Here is a 16,688-nt window from a genome sequence, read left to right as displayed (position 1 = left end):
GTCTCACTTTCCCTCGAAGACGGGCGTGCGGCCTTCGGTGCGCGCCAAGCGGCCTTCAGCGACGTCGTCGCTGGCCCAGCACTCATCGAAGAGATTCTCGAGCTCTGCGGCGCCGTCGACGTCTGGTTCGAGCAGCACCTCGAGGGCACGCTTGCTGTGCGCGAGGCTCAGGGGTGCCATGGAGACGATGTCGCGGCCCCACGCGATGGCCTCGTCGAGGCCGCCGGCCCGCCCGATCAGACCGAGCTGTCGGGCGAGGTCGACAGTGAGCGTGGCGGCGCCGATGAGCAGGTTGCGGGCCACGGCGCCGTTGGTCAGCAGGGCGAGCCGTCGGATGGTCCAGCTGTCGACGGCCAGGCCGTTGCGGGCGGTGGGGATGGTGAAGAACGCCCGGTCGCCGCCGACGCGTAGGTCGCATGCGATGGCGAGCTGCGCGCCGGCACCAACGGCAGGTCCGTTCATGGCGGCGATGACCGGGACGGGGGCGTCGGTGATCGCTCCGAGCGTGCGGTAGAGAGCGGTCGTGAAGGTGTCGTCGTAGACGCTGTCGAGGTCTGCGCCAGCGCTGAACGTCGTTCCCTCACCGGTGACGACCACGCACCGGGCACCGGCGTGGAGCGCCGCGGCGAACTGGTCGTGCAGCTGGTCGAGGTGGTCGATGTCGAGGGCGTTGCGCCGGTCGTGGCGGTCGATGGACAGCTGCCACAGCTGCTCACCGAGATCGGTCGAGACGATCACTGGATGGCCTCCCAGACTCGGCCCGGCGTGATCGGCAGGTGTCGCATCTCGACCGAGAGGGCGTTGTGGATGGCGCCGGCCACCACCGCGTTCGGGCCCAGCGTCCCGCCCTCGCCGACACCGCGTACGCCGAGCGGGTTGTCGGCGGGCTTGGACAGGTGGCCGATGTGGAGCTCAGGGACCTCGTGGCTGGTCGGCATCAGGTAGTCCAGCAGGGTGCCGGTGCTGAGGTTGCCGCGCTCGTCGTAGACCAGGTGCTCGTACATGGTGCCGCCGAGACCCTGGGCGATGGAGCCGGCGATCTGACCGTCGACGACCTGAGGGTTGATCACGTTGCCGGCGTCCTCGACGCACACCCACTTGAGGATGTTGAGCATGCCTGAGCTCTTCTCGACCTCGATGATCGCGACCTGGGCGCCGGCGGAGAACGCCCCGCGGATGGGGTCGTAGAACCGGGTGACCTGCAGGCCGGGCTCGAACCCGGGCGGGAGCCGGTTGGACTCCATGTAGGCGATACGGGCGAGCTCGGCGAGGCTGCCGATGTCGCCCTTGACGGTGTGCAGCACTCGTCCGCGTTCCATGCGGAGCTCCTCTTGGGGGAGCTCGTAGACCGCTGCTCCGAGCTTGAGGATCTGCTCGCGCAGCGCCTCGCCGCTGGTGTGGGCGGCGCCGCCGCCGATGACGGCTTGGCGCGAGGAGAACGCACCGAAGCCCCACAGCGACTCGTTGGTGTCGCCGATGCGGACGTTGACGTCGTCGTAGTCGACGCCGACGGCGTCCGCGACGACCTGCGCCATGGTGGTCTCCAGGCCCTGACCCTGGCTGGTCACACCGGACTGCACGGTGATGCTTCCGTCGATCTCGGCGCGCACCGTGCACGCGTCGTGACCCGTACGGAACGGCATCCGGGGGCCGGCCGCGGCCGCGCGGCCGAGGCCGGTGAGCTCGTTGTAGCAGGCGAACCCGATGCCGATGGGGTTCTCGTCATCGTCCTTGCGTCGCTGCTGCTCGACGAGGAAGTCGTCGTAGCCGATGGTCTCGACGCACTGCTCCAGGGCGCGGGAGTACCAGCCTGAGTCGTCGACCAGCCGTGACGGCATCCGGTAGGGGATCGCGTCCTCGGGGATGAGGTTGATCCGGCGGATCTCCAGATCGGTCAGGCCGAGCTCGGCAGCCCCCAGGTTCAGCATCGTCTCCATCGCGAAGACCGTGGCCGGGCGAGCGACGCCGCGGTACGGGCCGGCGTAGGCGGTGTTGGTGGTGACCCCGCGGGTGACGCACCGGTAGTTGTCGACCATGTAGGGGCCGGTGAGCAGGCCGCCTGCCATCAGCGGTTCGATGCCGGCCGTCCAGGGGTAGACCGAGTACGCGCCGATGTTGCAGGTGATGTCACCCTGGACGGCGGTGATCTTGCCCTCCTCGGAGAACCCGACCTTCATCAGGTAGCGGTGGTCGCGGGCGTGAGCGGCAGCCTGCAGGTGCTCACTGCGGTCCTCGACCCACTTCAGGGCCGTGCCCGGCATGGTCCGCGCCATCACGCACAGTGCGACGTCCTCTGGGTACAGCACGGCCTTGGTGCCGAACCCGCCTCCCACGTCGGGGGCGATCACGCGAACGTTGCCCTCGGACATGCCGAGCAGCTCGGCCACCATGTTGCGGACCAGGTGCGGGACCTGGGTGCCGGACCAGAAGGTGAGCTTCTCCCCCGTGCGGTCCCACAGGGCAACCCCGGCGCGGCACTCCATCGGGTTGCCCGCGTGGCGGTTGGTGGTGAGCTCACGCTCCACCACCACGGCTGAGTCCTTGAACGCCTGGTCGACGTCGCCGGCCTCGAACTCGCGCTGAAGGAGCACGTTGTCGGGTGCTTCGTCGTGGACGGGCACCTCAGGCTTGTGCCACGCGGTGACGGTGGCCGGCAAGGGGTCGTAGTCGATGTCGATGAGCTCGAGCGCGTCCTCGGCGCGGTAGCGGTCGGCGGCGACGACGGCGGCCACCGGCTCGCCGGCAAAGCGGACCTTGTCCCTGGCCAGGAGCGGCTGCGGGGTCTCGATGTAGGTCGGCAGCGCCGAGAGGGCTCGCAGGCAGATGTCCTGGAACTCCGGGGACGCGCCGGTGAAGACGGCGTCTGCCGCATCGCCGACGCGACTCGTGTCGCGGCCGGTGACGTGGGCGTGGCCGTACGGGCTACGCAGGAACGCGACGTGCTTCATGCGCGGCAGCTCGATGTCCGAGACGAAGTTTCCTCGCCCGGTGATCAGTCGCAGGTCCTCCTTGCGGGGGACGGTGCGTCCCTTCGCACCGGTGGGTGCGTCATGGTCGGTGGCGCCTCGAGTGCTGCTCATGGCATCGCGTAGCCGCCGTTGACCGAAAGGATCTGGCCAGTGGTCCACGACGACAGGTCGGAGGCGAGGAGCAGGATGGTGGGGGTGACGTCCTCGGGAGTGCCGAGGCGACGCAGCGGGTAGGCCGAGAGGATGCGCTTCATCTTCTCCTCGTCGGCGTTGCCGGTGTGCTCGGCCAGGCTGCCCGTCTGCACCAGGGCGATCGAGACCGCGTTGGCGCGGATCTTGTGGCGTGCCAGCTCCTTGGCCAGCGACTTGGTCAGCCCGACGGTCGTGGACCGGGTGGTCGCGGTCACCAGGAGGCGGGACTCACCGACGCGGCCGGAGTCGCCCATGAGGCTGACGATGGAGCCTTGTACGCCCGCCTCGACCATCTGCTTGGCCACGGCCTGGGTGACGCGGAGCGTGCCGGTGACGGTGACCCCGATCTGGGGTGCCCAGTCGTCCTCGGTCGTCTCCAGGAACGGTTTGCTCTGGGTGGCAGCGGAGTTGTTGATGAGGATGTCGATCGCACCCAGGCGTTCCTTGACGTCGTCCACCGCGGCGGTGACCGCTGCCGGGTCGGTGAGGTCGGCTCCGACAGCGATGGCCTGGACGCCGAGCTCCTGTGCCTGCGCGGCCGCCTTCTCGGCGCCCTCGGAAGAGGAGTTGTAGTGGAAGGCGACGTTGGCGCCTTCCTGGGCGAAGGCGAGGCCGATGGCGGCACCGAGTCCCTTGCCGGCCCCCGTGACCAGCACGTTCTTTCCGTGAAGCTTCAGGTCCATGTGTGTCTCTCCTTCAGAGGGTGTTCCAGGTCAGGGAATCGCCCGAGGCGGCGAGCCGTCCGGGGCGCAGGTAGGGGAAGTGGCCAGCGGCCAGCAGCGTCTCGGTGTCGGCGAACTCCTCGACGATCTCGCGACGCGAGGCGGACGCTTGCTCCTTCGAGTGGTCGAAGTGGAAGCTCCATCCGTCCTGGGTGAGCTCGAGGGGGTGGTGCGCCAGGTCGCCGAGCAGGACCAGTCGTTCGCCCCCGTCGGAGATCACGTACACCGTCGAGCCGGGGGTGTGCCCCACCGCGGGTCGCGCATCGAGGCCGGGCGCCAGTGTCTTGCCGGCGTCGAACGGGTCGAGGCGTGCCTGGAGCGGAGCGAGCTTGCGCACCGCCCCCGGGTCGCTGTCGACGTCCTCGACGAAGAAGTTCCAGTCGGCAGAGTGGACGTGGTGGGTGGCGTTCTCGAAGACGACCTGGCCCTTCTGGGTGGCCCAACCGACGTGGTCGAAGTGCAGGTGGGTGAAGGCGACGTCGGTGACGTCGCCTGTGTCCAGGCCCTGCTCGCGCAGCTGCTCCAGCAGCAGTCCGCCTCGGTAGCGGCCGTTGTCGATGGTGCCGACGCCCGCATCGACCAGCACCACGCGGTCTGCGGTGCGCACCAGGAACCCACCCAGGGTGAGGCGCAGGTCGCCGTCGGCGTCCGTCTCTCCGGGGTGTTCGTCCCACGCGCTGGCGTCGCCATCGCGCTGGAGCACGTCCCGGGCGCACTCGCGACCAGTGCCGTCCAGCAGCGGCGTGACGGCGATGTTGCCGACCTTGATGGTGCTCACGAGACGACTCGCAGGTCAGGGAGGACCGGGTAGGTGCCAGGTGCGAGAAGAGGGGCGGGCAGGGTGAGGAAGATGTTGACAGGAGCGCCTCCGAACCCGCCACCGAAGCCTCCGGCGAACGGAGCGGTGCCGGCACGGCTCTTGCGACCCAGCAGGACCACACCCAGCCCGGCAAGGACGAGGGCACCGGCCGCGGGAAGGGCGTACTTGGCCACGAGGTCACCCATGCTGCCGACGACATCGAGGGGCTCGACGTCGTCGAGGGACTGGCGCGGACGCGGCTTGGACTCGCCATCGGAGGTGCCCTGCGAGCGAGCTTCGGCGTCGGCGCCGAGCGAACCGGCGTTGATCTCGGCCTCGAGGTTCTTGGCGAACTGGGTCATCAGCCGTCCGGTGACGTCGCTGATGACCCCGCGGCCGAACTGCGCCACTCGTCCGGAGAGGTCGAGGTCGGTGTCGACCTTGACCTGCGTCCCATCGCCCTGGGGGCTCAGGGTCGCCACGATGGTGGCCTCGGCGTTTCCCTGACCGCCGACGTCCTTGCCCTTGGCCGAGATGGTCACGCGATGCGCCGCCTCGTCCTTCTCCACGAAGGTCCCGGTGCCGCGGTACTGCGCGGAGATCGGTCCCACCTTGATCTTGACGCCGCCCTCGAAGGAGTCGCCGTCCACATCAGTGATCGCCGCGCCAGGCAGGCAGGGGGCGATGCGTTCTAGGTCGAGGAACGTGGCCCAGGCCTGGTCCACGGGGAGGCTGACGGTGAAGGTGTTACTGAGGTGCACCGGTCTCTCCTTTACTAATGAGCGTTAGTTAGTGACACTATGCCGGTCGTCACGAGGTGTCAACAACGAAAGAGGTCCTATGAGCACCGAACCTTCTCCGCGTCCGCTGTCGGCCTTCCCAGTGCGCATGACGCACCTGACGCGATGGTCCGACAACGACATGTACGGACACCTCAACAACGCCAAGTACTACGAGCTGTTCGACACCACGATCAACACCTGGATCGCCGAGCACACCGGCGGCGACTTCGCCCACAAGGCCGTCATCGGGGTCGTGGCCGAGTCGGCGTGCCGCTTCCACTCCGAGCTCAGCTTCCCCGGGTACGTCACCGTCGGCCTGCGCGTCCAGCGCCTGGGCAACTCCAGCGTCGTCTACGAGATCGGCATCTTCGACGGAGAACGACCTGACCCGACCCTCACCGCCGCGGCCACTGGTCGGTGGGTCCACGTCTACATCGACCGCACCGCCAAGTCGACCGTCCCCATCCCCGAGGACCTGCGCGGCCCCCTGGGCGAGCTAGAGGCCCAGTCGCAGGCGTGAGACCGGGCTCGGGTCCCGGACCTTGGTCCCCGGGCCTGCGGCGTCCCACCCACCAGTCAGCGGTCGGCAGCGACGAACGCCAGCGAGGCCGAGCGAGCCAACAGCTCGCTCGGCCTCGCCGCGACTGCCCGGCTCAGTGTGCGGTGGGCGCCTCGGCGCCGATGCCGGTCTGCGACCGCACGAGCAGCTCGTAGTAGGTCTGCTCGTCCTCCACGCGTCGCGGACTCAGCAGCGTGCCGAGGACGCAGCAGGCGAAGCCGACCGGGATCGACACCAGCACCGGGAACGTGAGGGGGAACGGTGCAGCCTCGGGTCCGCCAGGCCAGACCTGCGGTCCCAGGATGATGAGCGTCACCGATGCGATGAGACCCCCGAAGATGCCCACGAGTGCGCCGACGGTGTTGAACCTGCGCCAGGCCAGGCACAGGACCAGAGCCGGGAAGTTCGCGCTCGCTGCGATCGAGAGCGCGAGTCCCACCAGCAGGGCGACGTTGAGCGAGTCGCCCAGGGCGATGGTCAGCACGACCGCGACCACGCCGACGGCCAGGGCGGCGACACGCGCCACGGTCGTGCCTTCGCGCTCCGCTGCACTGGCGTCCGGCTTCAACACGTTGAACCACAGGTCGTGGGAGATGGCGCCGGACGCCGAGAGCAGCAGTCCGGCGACGACCGCGAGGATGGTCGCGAACGCGACGGCGCTGACCAGGGCGATGAACACGTCGCCACCGAAGGTCCCTTCGCCGCCGCCCAGGTGCTGGGCCAGCAGCGGAGCGGTGAGGTTGCCGCCTGCGGTGGCCTCCTCGGACCCGGTCGGCAACAAGGCACGTGCGCCGTAGCCGATGATCGAGGTCATCACGAAGAAGACGCCGATGAGGCCGACTGCCCACCCGACCGAACGTCGGGCAGCCTGCGCGTCGGGGACGGTGAAGAACCGGATCAGGATGTGCGGCAGCGCGGCCGTCCCGATCGCGTAGGCGAGCCCGGCCGACAGTGTGTTCAGCGGGTTCGGGTTGGACCCGCCCGGGCCGAGGTAGTTGTCTCCCAGTGGGTGCCTGGAGGCGGCGGTGTCGAAGAGCTCGAAGACGTTGAAGTGGAACTGCCACAGGATGAACACGCACATCGCAGCACCCACGGCGAGCAGCATGGCGGCCTTGACGATCTGGACCCACGTGGTGGCGAGCATGCCCCCGAAGACGACGTAGGCCAGCATGGCGGCGCCGGTCAGGATGACCGCCACCGTGAAGTCGAGGCCGGTGAGTGCGCGGATGAGCACACCGGCTCCGACCAGCTGGGCGATCAGGTAGAAGACCACGACCACCAGCGTCGTGCTGGCGGCCGCGGCACGCACCGGGCGCCGGGAGAGCCGAAACGACAGCACGTCGGCCATCGTGTACTGACCGGCGTTGCGCATGCGCTCGGCGAACAGCATCAAGATGAGCAGGAACGAGAAGATGGCTGCCGTCGCCAGTACCCAACCGTCGAAGCCGGCGAGGTAGATGAGGCCGGTGAACCCGAGGAACGTTGCCGCCGACATCAGGTCGCCAGCAATGGCAAGCCCGTTCTGCCGGCCGGTGACCGAGCGGCCAGCGGCGAAGAACTCGCTGGTCGTGCTGGTGCGGCGCGAGGCCCAGATCGTGATGCCGATCGTGATGGCCAAGATGGCACCGAAGAAGAAGAGCCGGGTGAGGTTCATGCGTCGACTCCCGCCGTGGCGTGCCGGTAGCCGGCGCCCGCGACCACGCCTCGCTCCAGCTCGTCGAACGTCCCGCCGGCCGAGCGCAGGTACAGGGCCGTCAGGACCCAGATCATGACGAACTGCGAGAAGCCCAGCACGTAGGCGACCGACAACCCGGGCACGATCAGCTGCTGCATGAACCCGTGCGCATAGGAGGTCATCAGCAAGAACCCGCCGAACCAGATCGCGGCAAAGCTCAGTGCGGACACGACGAACCGGCGGCGACGAGCCACCAGCTGCTGGAAGTCAGAACGCTGCGCAATGGCCGCCCAGTCCGGTTCTGAGGTGGTGCTTGGTCGGGACATCGGGGTATCCTCTCGGTAACTAACGTGCATTAGTTAGCACACTCTGAGGGGTGATGCCTGTCACGTCAACCCCGGGGCCGAGTCGACTTGCAGCGGAAGGGCACAGACATGAAGGAGCTGGCGCAGGAGCAGGACGGCGCGGCCGCGCGACTCGATCGGCGCGCCTCGGGGCTGAGTCCCGTCACGCGGTCCGACATCCTCGAGGCCGCTCTCACGCTCTTTGCGACGCGGGGCTACTACGGGACCTCACTGAAGGACGTGGCACACGCCGTCGGCCTGAGGGCACCCAGCCTCTACAACCACATCGAGGCCAAGTCCGACCTGCTCGTCGAGATCGTGTTCGAGACCCTGGCGCACGTGGGGGCCGAGCTCGAGGAGGCGATCGAGGCCCACGTCGACCTGCATGACCGGCTCTACGCCGCGACGTACGCCTACGCGCTGCGCCACGCCGTCCACCGCCGCGAGGCGCTCGTGGTCAACCAGGACGCGCGGCACCTGCCCGAGCACGACCTGAGCCGCGCCCAGTCACTACGGCGCTTCCAGGAGCGCCGGTTCCGTCAGATCATCAGCGACGGCGTGGACAGCGGCCTGTTCGACGTGCCCTCGGCCAAGCTCGCCTCCTTCGCCATCCGCGAGATGTGCGTGAGCGCGGCGCGCTGGTTCCACGAGGGCGGCGACTTCACCGCGGAGGACGTCGCACGCAACTTCGCGACCCAGGCCGTCAGGATGGTGCAGGGGCCGATCCGCTGACATCGGATCCGTCGACATCCTGCTCGCCGCGCGCGATGCGCAGTGCGTAGCGGCTGTAGTGCTCGGCCACGTCCTCGGCGGTGAAGGCCAGACCGGGGTGGAACCACCGAGCGATCGAGACACACATCTCGAGGATCGCGAAGGAGACCAGTGACGCCGGTTGGTCCATGAACACCCCGGCGTCGATACCTTCCTGCACCAACGCGCGGACCCCGTGCTCATGCCGGCGGCGCAGGTCCAGGATGTCCGTGCGGGCAGGCTCCTCGATGCTGGAGATGTCGCGATTGACCACCACGGCCTCGCGTCGTCTCGTGGCGTGCCGCAGCGCGTACACGTACACGGCGTCGTGCAGCCGGGTGCTGACATCGTCCTTGCCGTCCACCGCGGCCTGGAAGTCCGCCCAGACCCCACGGCTGGTGGAGCCGATGATCTCCTCCAGCAGGCCCTGCTTGGAGGTCATGTGGTTGTACAGGCTGGGCGTGCGGATCTTCAGCAGCAGGGCGATCTCCTTGACCGACGTCCCGTGGTAGCCGCGCTCGGCGAACACGGTCAGCGCGGCGTCGAGCACCGCGGACGGGGACACCGCGGCCCGGTCGTCTCGACCGATGGGAGGATTGCCGGGAAGGACCATGGCGCGAGAGTAGCGGCCGACACCGATCGCGTTGCAGCAACACCCGGCCGCGTCTGCGTCGTCGGGGGAGGGGGTCTGGTCAAACCATGGGACGCTGGTTATGCTGCAACTAACTAACACTCATTAGTTAGGGAGCCACCATGATCGACACCTCCGTCATCACCACCGTGCCGAAGCTTCTGGCGGCACACGCCGCCAACCGCCCGGACCACGTGGCGTACACAGACACCCGCCAGAGCCTCACCTACGCACAGCTCGAGGCGCGGACTGCCACGCTGGCCGGTCACCTCGTCGACCTCGGCATGGCCGACGGCGACTCGCTGCTGCTCTACCTCGACAACTCCGTCGAGGTGGTCGAGGGCTACCTGGTCGCCCCGCGCGCAGGCGTCGTCACCGTCTGCGCCAACCCCACGGCCACCGTGCCCGAGCTGACCTACATCGCCGAGAACTCCTCAGCGACTGTGGCCGTGGTGGATACCGCCCACCTTCCCGCGATGCTGGCCAGCATCCGAGCAGGCTCCCTGGACATCCGTACCGTGCTCGTGACCGGTGACGACCCCGACCTGTCCGGCACCGTGGAACTGCCGCCGGACGTCCGGCTCGTGGGGTACGACGCCCTGCTCGCGCGCGACCCACAGGCCGCGGCCCCGGACGACACCGACCTCGACACCTGCTGCTGGATGCTCTACACCAGCGGCACGACCGGGCGGCCCAAGGGCGTTCACCTGACCCAGCGCGGGTGCCTGTGGGTGGTGGCGGCCTGCTGGATCCCCATCGCGGAGCTGAGCTCCGACGACCACCTGCTGTCGTGCCTGCCGCTGTTCCACTCCTACGCCCTCGTGCTCTCGGTCGTCGGAGTCACCGCCGCGGGGGCCCGTGCCACGCTGCTCCCCAAGTTCTCCCCGCGTGACGTCGCCGCTCGACTCGCGAGCGACGGAGTCACGGTCTTCCCTGGCGTCCCGACGATGTTCCAGTACTTGCTGAACAGCCGCTCGGAAGCAGGGAGGCTGCACGCCCCGGACCTGCGCCTGTGCATCTCGGCCGGAGCCATCATGTCGGGCAGCCTCAACGAGGAGTTCGACGACTACGCCGGCGTGCCGCTCCTCGACGGCTACGGCATCACCGAGACCTCGACCATGGTGACGATGAACGCCCCCCGCGGCGGGCGAGTCCCCGGCTCGTGCGGCGTACCGCTTCCCGGCGTGTCGGTTCGCTTCGTGGATGCCAGTGGGAGCGACGTGCCTGCCGGCGAGGAGGGCGAGCTGTGGGTGCAAGGACCCAACGTGATGCTCGGCTACCACCGGCTGCCCGAAGCGACTGCGGCATCGTTGACCAACGGCTGGTACCGGACCGGAGACCTGGGGCGACGCGACCCCAACGGGTTCGTCACCATCACCGGACGCGTCAAGGAGCTCATCATCCGAGCCGGGGAGAACATCGCCCCGGCCGAGATCGAGACCGTGATCTTCAGCTGCCCGGGCGTCGAGGACGTCGCGGTGGTCGGCGAGCCCCACCGCGACCTCGGCGAGGTGCCGGTCGCCTTCATCGTGGCCACGTCGGGTCAGCCGCTGGACCACGAAGCGGTCTTTGCCGTGTGCCGCGAGAACCTCGCCTACTTCAAGGTCCCGTCGCGGATCGTGGAGGTGTCGGAGATCCCCCGCACCGGATCCGGAAAGATCCGCCGCTTCGAGCTCAAGACCAAGCCCGGATCGAGCACCCATGCAGCCCCCGGCGCCGGCGCTGCGGACCCGTCGACGCCATCGTCGCCCGAGGCCGCCAGCCCACCCATGAAGGCTGCCTCGCCCCTCACGTGACCCATCCACCTCCGCAGGGCATCTGCCGCGCGGCTTGCAGGAAGGAAACATCGGTGCGCATCACCGGAGCAGTCCTCGAACGAATCGGCGACCCCACCCCCTTCGTCGACAGCAACCCTCTCGTCGTGTCCGAGCTCGAGCTCGACCCGCCCGGGCCCCACGAGGTGCTGGTGCGGATGGAGGCGGCCGGTGTGTGCCACTCCGACCTCTCGGTCGTGGACGGCAATCGACGCCGACCCGTACCCATGCTGCTGGGACACGAAGGCGCCGGCATCGTGGAGGAGGTCGGCGCCCAGGTGCGCACCCTGCGCCCGGGCCAGCGCGTCGTCATGACGTTCCTCCCCCGCTGCGAGGAGTGCTCCGGCTGCGCCACCCAAGGAATCCGCCCCTGCGTGCGCGGCAGCGCCAGCAACGAGCGCGGCGCGCTCCTCGACGGTGGCATCCGTCTGCGGCGCGGCACCGAGACCGTGCACCACCACCTCGGCGTCTCAGCCTTCGCCTCGCACGCCGTGGTCGACGAACGTTCTGTCGTCGCCGTGGGCGATGACGTCCCCGCACCCGTCGCCTCGCTGCTCGGATGCGCGGTCCTCACCGGCGGCGGCGCCGTCCTCAACGCCGCGCGCCCCAAGCCGGGCCAGCGGGTGTGCGTGGTCGGGCTCGGAGGAGTCGGGATGGCGGCACTGCTCACCGCGCTCGCCGTGGACGGTGTCGAGGTCATCGGCGTCGACGGGGTCGACACCAAGCTCCGCCAGGCCGAGAAGCTCGGCGCAGCAGCCACCTACTCCCCCGCCGAGGCACTCGAGGGCGACATACGGGCCGACATCGTCATCGAAGCGGCCGGCAACGCCCGAGCCTTCGAGACCGCGGTCCAGATGACCGATGCTGGAGGCACGACCATCACCGTCGGCCTTCCCGCACCTGACGCGCGATCGTCGATCTCCCCCCTCGCGCTCGTCGCCGGCGGCAGGTCCATCGTGGGCAGCTACCTCGGTTCGGCGGTCCCCAGGCGCGACGTCGCGATCTTCGCCGACCTGTGGCGAGACTCGCGGCTGCCCGTGGAGGCTCTCGTCTCCGACACCATCCCGCTGGCCGACATCAACAAGGCCATGGACAGCCTCGCCGCCGGTCAGGCACTTCGCCAGATCATCGACCTCGAAGGACTGCACGCATGAGCAACGACACGTCGCACCTCACCGATGTCGAGCGCGACCTGCTGGCCAAGGTGCCCACGCAGCTCTTCCTCGACGGCACATGGGTCGAGTCGTCCTCCGGCGACAGGTTCGACGTCGAGGACCCCGCCACCGGCCTGACGCTGACCAGCGTCGCTGACGCCAGTGCGGAGGACGGCCAGGCCGCCCTGGCCGCCGCCGTGGACGCTCAGGACGCCTGGGCCGCCACGGCACCCCGCACCCGCGGCGAGCTGCTGCGCGCCACGTTCGAGGCCGTCACCGCCCGCGCCGACGACTTCGCCCTGCTGATGACCCTCGAGATGGGCAAGCCGCTCGCAGAGGCCCGCGGCGAGGTTGCCTACGGCGCCGAGTTCTTGCGCTGGTTCTCCGAGGAGGCGCCGCGGATCGCGGGCCGCTACTCGGTCGCCCCTGACGGAGTGACCCGCCTCTTGACCCACAAGCGTCCCGTCGGACCCTGCCTGCTGATCACCCCGTGGAACTTCCCGCTCGCGATGGCCACCCGCAAGATCGCACCTGCCATCGCCGCTGGCTGCACGATGGTCCTCAAGCCGGCCAACCTCACACCGCTGACCACCCTGCTCCTCACCTCCATCCTCGACGAGGTCGGCCTGCCGGCCGGAGTGCTCAACGTCGTCCCCACCACGAGCGCCCGCGCCGTCACCTCCCCGCTGCTGGCCGACCCGCGCCTGCGCAAGGTGTCCTTCACCGGCTCCACCCCCGTGGGCCGAGACCTGCTCCGCCAGAGCGCCGAGCAGGTCCTGCGCACCAGCATGGAGCTCGGTGGCAACGCCCCGTTCCTCGTCTTCGAGGATGCTGACCTCGACGCCACCGTCGACGGTGCGATGAAGGCGAAGCTGCGCAACATGGGTGAGGCGTGCACCGCCGCCAACCGGTTCATCGTCCACGAGTCGGTGGCCGACGAGTTCGCCGCCCGGCTCGCCGCAGCCATGGGTGAGCTCGTCGTCAGCCGCGGCACCGAGGACGGCTCCCAGATCGGCCCTCTCATCGACGCCAAGAGCCGCGAAGCGGTGCACCAGCTCGTGCAGGACGCCCGGTCAGCCGGCGCCACGATCATCACTGGCGGTACGCCTGCGGAGGGTCCCGGCTACTTCTACCCCCCGACCGTGATCAGCGACGTCCCGCCCACAGCTCGCATCCTGAACGAGGAGATCTTCGGGCCCGTCGCGCCCATCGTCACGTTCACCACCGAGGCCCAGGCCGTCGAGCTGGCCAACGCCAGCGAGTACGGGCTCGCCGCCTACGCCTACACCCGGGACCTGGCCCGCACCCTGCGCCTGACCGAGGCGATCGAGGCCGGCATGCTCGGCATCAACACCGGCATCATCTCCAACCCGGCAGCGCCCTTCGGCGGCGTCAAGCAGTCCGGTCTGGGACGCGAAGGCGGCGCCGAGGGCATCGAGGAGTACCTCGAGACCCGCTACGTCGGCATCGCCGACCCGACCCACTGAGCATCGCCCCCCGCCGCTCGCCGCTCGTCGTCTGAGCTCTCCGAGCAGATCGAGGTCGCCACCTTGTCTGCGTCCCGATCGCCAGCGTCTCGATCTGGTTCGCGACGTCCACAGGCTGGCGCAGCGTGTCGAAAGGAGCGGCCGAGTGCAGCCGCTTCTGACGTGTGGGGGGCCATGGATCGGGCGTCACTCTTGCGCTCGGAATCGGCGATCAGTTCGGCTACCTGAGGGGACGCCTTGAACAAGGCCCGGTGCTTGCGCTGCTCCAGGGCGTCGCGGATCTCGCAGCGCAGACCACGCGCCCGGTGCTCCGCTCCGTCCTCCGGGTCGAGAGTCCAGGAGGCCAGAAAGGCCGCTTCGTACGTAGGCCGCAGGCTCCACGGCGCCCACAGGGTCGCGCCGTGGTGCGACAGGAGCGCCACCAACGCCTCCTGGTTGTCCCGAGCCACACTCACGTAGCGAATCGCCTCGTCTCAGCCTTGGCCCGGCGACGCAGCTCGACCCACATCTCACGGTCGCCTCGGGCCACTTCGCCGGCTGGTCCTCGAAGGGGATGTAGGCCTCCAGGCGCATGCCCGAGGCAAGGACTCCGAGCGCCCACCACGTGTCTGCACCGAGCGCCATGCCGCTGATCCCTCGGACCGTGCCGTAGACGCTGCGCATCCGCCACGCCGTGTGCATGAGGGCCGCCTGGGACCAAGGCGAGCTCTGCCGGCGTGAGGTGCTGGGGACGGTGCCCGGTCACCATGGCGCACCGGAAAGCGACGCCATCAGGGGTGCGGATCGACGTCGCGCCGCCATCCCAGGGGTTCTCGTTCACCTCTTCCCTGTGCCGGTTCCAGTAGTTCAGCGGACAGGACGGCGTCCTTCTGGAAGCCTGAACCAGGCGCCGTTTGCGCATCGTGAAGCCCGGAGCCTTCCACAGCTTGGTCTCGAACGAGCGCGAGTACGGCCCGGGGCGGAGCACCGCCGGCAGCACCCATCGCGACGCCTGGATCTCCCCAGAGCCGCACTCACAGAACAGGTTGAACGCCTTGAAGTCGTCCTCGCGCACCATCGCGGCCGCCCTGTCGATCTCAGCGCTCGCGCTGTCCTCGGGCCTGGCTCTCGCCGCCCCCGCCTCCGCTGCCCCCTCGCGCGACAGCGACGGCATCCCCACCAAGTGGGAGATCAAGAACGGCACCAACCCGGACAAGAACGACGCCAAGGCCGACCCCGACCACGACGGCCTGCGCAACCGGGGCGAGTACAAGGCACACACGGACCCGAAGAAGGCCGACAGCGACATGGATGGCCTCGCGGACGGTGTGGAGGTCAAGAAGTACGACACCGACCCGAACCGCAAGGACTCTGACTCCGACGGCATCAAGGACCTCGTCGAGATCCAGTTCAAGACCGACCCGCTGGCAGCTGACTCCGACGGGGACGGCCGCAGCGACTTCGTCGAGATCTTCGTCGACAAGACCGACCCGCTCGCCAAGGACAAGCCCGTCGACCCGATCCCCCCGGTCGACCCGAAGGCTGACACCGACAACGACGGTCTGAGCGACGTCGAGGAGAAGGCCAACGGCACGAACCCGTACCGCGCCGACTCCGACGACGACGGCCTCTCCGACAGCGCCGAGGTCAAGACCCACGGCACGAACCCGCTGAAGTCCGACACCGACGGCGACTACCTCCCCGACGGCGCCGAGGTCAACGACTTCAAGATCAACCCCCTGAAGGCCGACACCGACGGTGACGGCCGCGACGACCCGCAGGAGATCTACGGCGACGGCACCGACCCGAACGTCGTCGACGAGGCTCCGGTCTACGACGACTCCTTCGACGACAACGACGGCGACGGCATCAGCAACGCCGACGAGCGCGACCTGGGCACCGACCCGAACGCCAAGGACTCCGACGACGACGGCCTGGATGACCTCCAGGAGATCCGCTGGTTCGAGACCGACCCGACGTCCGCCGACACCGACGGCGACTCGCTCGTCGACGGCAAGGAAGCCTTCTTCCACCGCTCGAACCCGCTGAAGGTCGACTCCGACGGCGACTCGCTCAACGACGGCGACGAGGTGCGCAACGGTTCCAGCCCGACCCTGCGCGACACCGACTTCGACAACCTCAACGACAACGTCGAGGCCGACCTGGGCACCGACGCGACCAACGACGACTCCGACGACGACGGCCTGCTCGACGGCGACGAGGTCCGCGACTTCGACACCGACCCGACGCTCGCCGACACCGACGACGACGGTCTGAAGGACGGCGCCGAACTGCGCGTCCACCACACCAGCCCGACGTCTGCCGACACCGACGGCGACAGCCTGAAGGACGGCGCCGAGGTCAACGTCCACGAGACCAATCCCCTCTCCAGCGACACCGATGGTGACGACCTCGCCGACGGCGCCGAGGTCAACGTCCACGAGACCGACCCGCTGAACCGCGACACCGACGGCGACGGCCTCTACGACGGCACCGAGGTCTACGGCTACTGGTGGTTCGGCGGGTACACCTCGGACCCGCTGAAGGTCGACACCGACGACGACGGCCTGGACGACCTCTACGAGTCCCAGGGCGGCACCGACCCACGCAACCCCGACACCGACAACGACGGCCTGAGCGACGGCGACGAGTCCCAGCGCGGCACCGACGCGCGCTACCACGACTCCGACCACGACGGCCTGAGCGACGGCGACGAGGTCAACGAGCACGACACCGACCCCCTCGACGGCGACTCCGACAACGACGGTATCGCCGACGGCCCCGAGGTCAACCAGTTCGGCACCGACCCGAACAAGGTCGACACCGACGGT

General features: G+C 69.0%; 13 protein-coding genes and 1 pseudogene. 6 read left to right on the top strand and 8 right to left on the bottom strand.

All coding sequences use genetic code 11. The features are described from left to right. Positions 1 to 3: 3 nt before the first annotated feature. The 5 genes from JWN97_RS04545 to JWN97_RS04525 are packed head-to-tail and all read right to left on the bottom strand — an operon-like array spanning position 4 to position 5,443. A complete protein-coding gene (locus JWN97_RS04545; RefSeq protein ID WP_297618981.1) occupies positions 4 to 738 on the bottom strand; it encodes an enoyl-CoA hydratase in 735 nt (244 codons plus the stop codon). After that, on the bottom strand, positions 735 to 3,080 hold the full coding sequence (locus tag JWN97_RS04540; protein ID WP_297618978.1) for a xanthine dehydrogenase family protein molybdopterin-binding subunit: 2,346 nt from the start codon (positions 3,078 to 3,080) through the stop codon (positions 735 to 737). The genes JWN97_RS04545 and JWN97_RS04540 overlap by 4 nt, the downstream gene beginning before the upstream one ends. After that, positions 3,077 to 3,844, bottom strand: coding sequence for an SDR family oxidoreductase (locus tag JWN97_RS04535; RefSeq protein ID WP_297618975.1), 768 nt, complete (start codon positions 3,842 to 3,844; stop codon positions 3,077 to 3,079). Before JWN97_RS04535 ends, JWN97_RS04540 begins: the two co-directional genes overlap by 4 nt. A gap of 13 nt (positions 3,845 to 3,857) precedes the next feature. After that, on the bottom strand, positions 3,858 to 4,661 hold the full coding sequence (locus tag JWN97_RS04530) for an MBL fold metallo-hydrolase (RefSeq protein ID WP_297618972.1): 804 nt from the start codon (positions 4,659 to 4,661) through the stop codon (positions 3,858 to 3,860). Beyond that, positions 4,658 to 5,443: an SRPBCC family protein gene (locus JWN97_RS04525; protein ID WP_297618968.1), complete on the bottom strand. Its 786-nt coding sequence runs from the start codon at positions 5,441 to 5,443 to the stop codon at positions 4,658 to 4,660. The genes JWN97_RS04530 and JWN97_RS04525 overlap by 4 nt, the downstream gene beginning before the upstream one ends. Before the next feature lie 127 nt (positions 5,444 to 5,570). Between JWN97_RS04525 and JWN97_RS04520 the strand changes: the two genes are divergently transcribed. Then, positions 5,571 to 5,984: a thioesterase family protein gene (locus JWN97_RS04520; protein WP_297618965.1), complete on the top strand. Its 414-nt coding sequence runs from the start codon at positions 5,571 to 5,573 to the stop codon at positions 5,982 to 5,984. A 133-nt stretch (positions 5,985 to 6,117) separates the two neighbouring features. On the opposite strand, the gene JWN97_RS04515 is transcribed toward JWN97_RS04520, so the two are convergent. Together JWN97_RS04515 and JWN97_RS04510 are read right to left on the bottom strand one after the other, a co-directional pair. Further along, positions 6,118 to 7,677 carry a sodium/solute symporter gene (locus JWN97_RS04515; protein WP_297618963.1) on the bottom strand — a complete coding sequence of 520 codons (1,560 nt, stop codon included), beginning with the start codon at positions 7,675 to 7,677 and terminating at the stop codon, positions 6,118 to 6,120. Next, positions 7,674 to 8,024 (bottom strand): DUF485 domain-containing protein, encoded by a 351-nt coding sequence (locus JWN97_RS04510; RefSeq protein WP_297618960.1) that lies wholly within the window; start codon positions 8,022 to 8,024, stop codon positions 7,674 to 7,676. Before JWN97_RS04510 ends, JWN97_RS04515 begins: the two co-directional genes overlap by 4 nt. A gap of 108 nt (positions 8,025 to 8,132) precedes the next feature. On the opposite strand from JWN97_RS04510, the gene JWN97_RS04505 reads away from it, so the two are divergent. Next, a complete protein-coding gene (locus JWN97_RS04505) occupies positions 8,133 to 8,774 on the top strand; it encodes a TetR family transcriptional regulator (protein WP_297618957.1) in 642 nt (213 codons plus the stop codon). Here JWN97_RS04505 and JWN97_RS04500 read toward each other — a convergent pair. Continuing rightward, a complete protein-coding gene (locus JWN97_RS04500) occupies positions 8,746 to 9,342 on the bottom strand; it encodes a TetR/AcrR family transcriptional regulator (RefSeq protein ID WP_297618954.1) in 597 nt (198 codons plus the stop codon). The two genes, JWN97_RS04505 and JWN97_RS04500, sit on opposite strands and share 29 nt — an antisense overlap. 203 nt (positions 9,343 to 9,545) lie before the next feature. On the opposite strand from JWN97_RS04500, the gene JWN97_RS04495 reads away from it, so the two are divergent. From JWN97_RS04495 to JWN97_RS04480, 4 genes and pseudogenes are all read left to right on the top strand, one after another. Next, positions 9,546 to 11,219: a class I adenylate-forming enzyme family protein gene (locus tag JWN97_RS04495; protein WP_297618951.1), complete on the top strand. Its 1,674-nt coding sequence runs from the start codon at positions 9,546 to 9,548 to the stop codon at positions 11,217 to 11,219. A 53-nt stretch (positions 11,220 to 11,272) separates the two neighbouring features. Further along, the gene (locus JWN97_RS04490; protein ID WP_297618948.1) at positions 11,273 to 12,391 is read left to right on the top strand and encodes an alcohol dehydrogenase catalytic domain-containing protein; all 1,119 of its coding nucleotides are present in this window, start codon (positions 11,273 to 11,275) and stop codon (positions 12,389 to 12,391) included. After that, positions 12,388 to 13,878 carry an NAD-dependent succinate-semialdehyde dehydrogenase gene (locus JWN97_RS04485; protein ID WP_297618944.1) on the top strand — a complete coding sequence of 497 codons (1,491 nt, stop codon included), beginning with the start codon at positions 12,388 to 12,390 and terminating at the stop codon, positions 13,876 to 13,878. The genes JWN97_RS04490 and JWN97_RS04485 overlap by 4 nt, the downstream gene beginning before the upstream one ends. Before the next feature lie 1,034 nt (positions 13,879 to 14,912). Next, positions 14,913 to 16,688 (top strand): annotated as a pseudogene (locus JWN97_RS04480) (hypothetical protein); the annotation flags it as partial.

The organism is Nocardioides sp., from assembly GCF_025965415.1.
Taxonomy (GTDB): domain Bacteria; phylum Actinomycetota; class Actinomycetes; order Propionibacteriales; family Nocardioidaceae; genus Nocardioides.
This window is presented reverse-complemented; position numbering and strand designations above follow the sequence as displayed.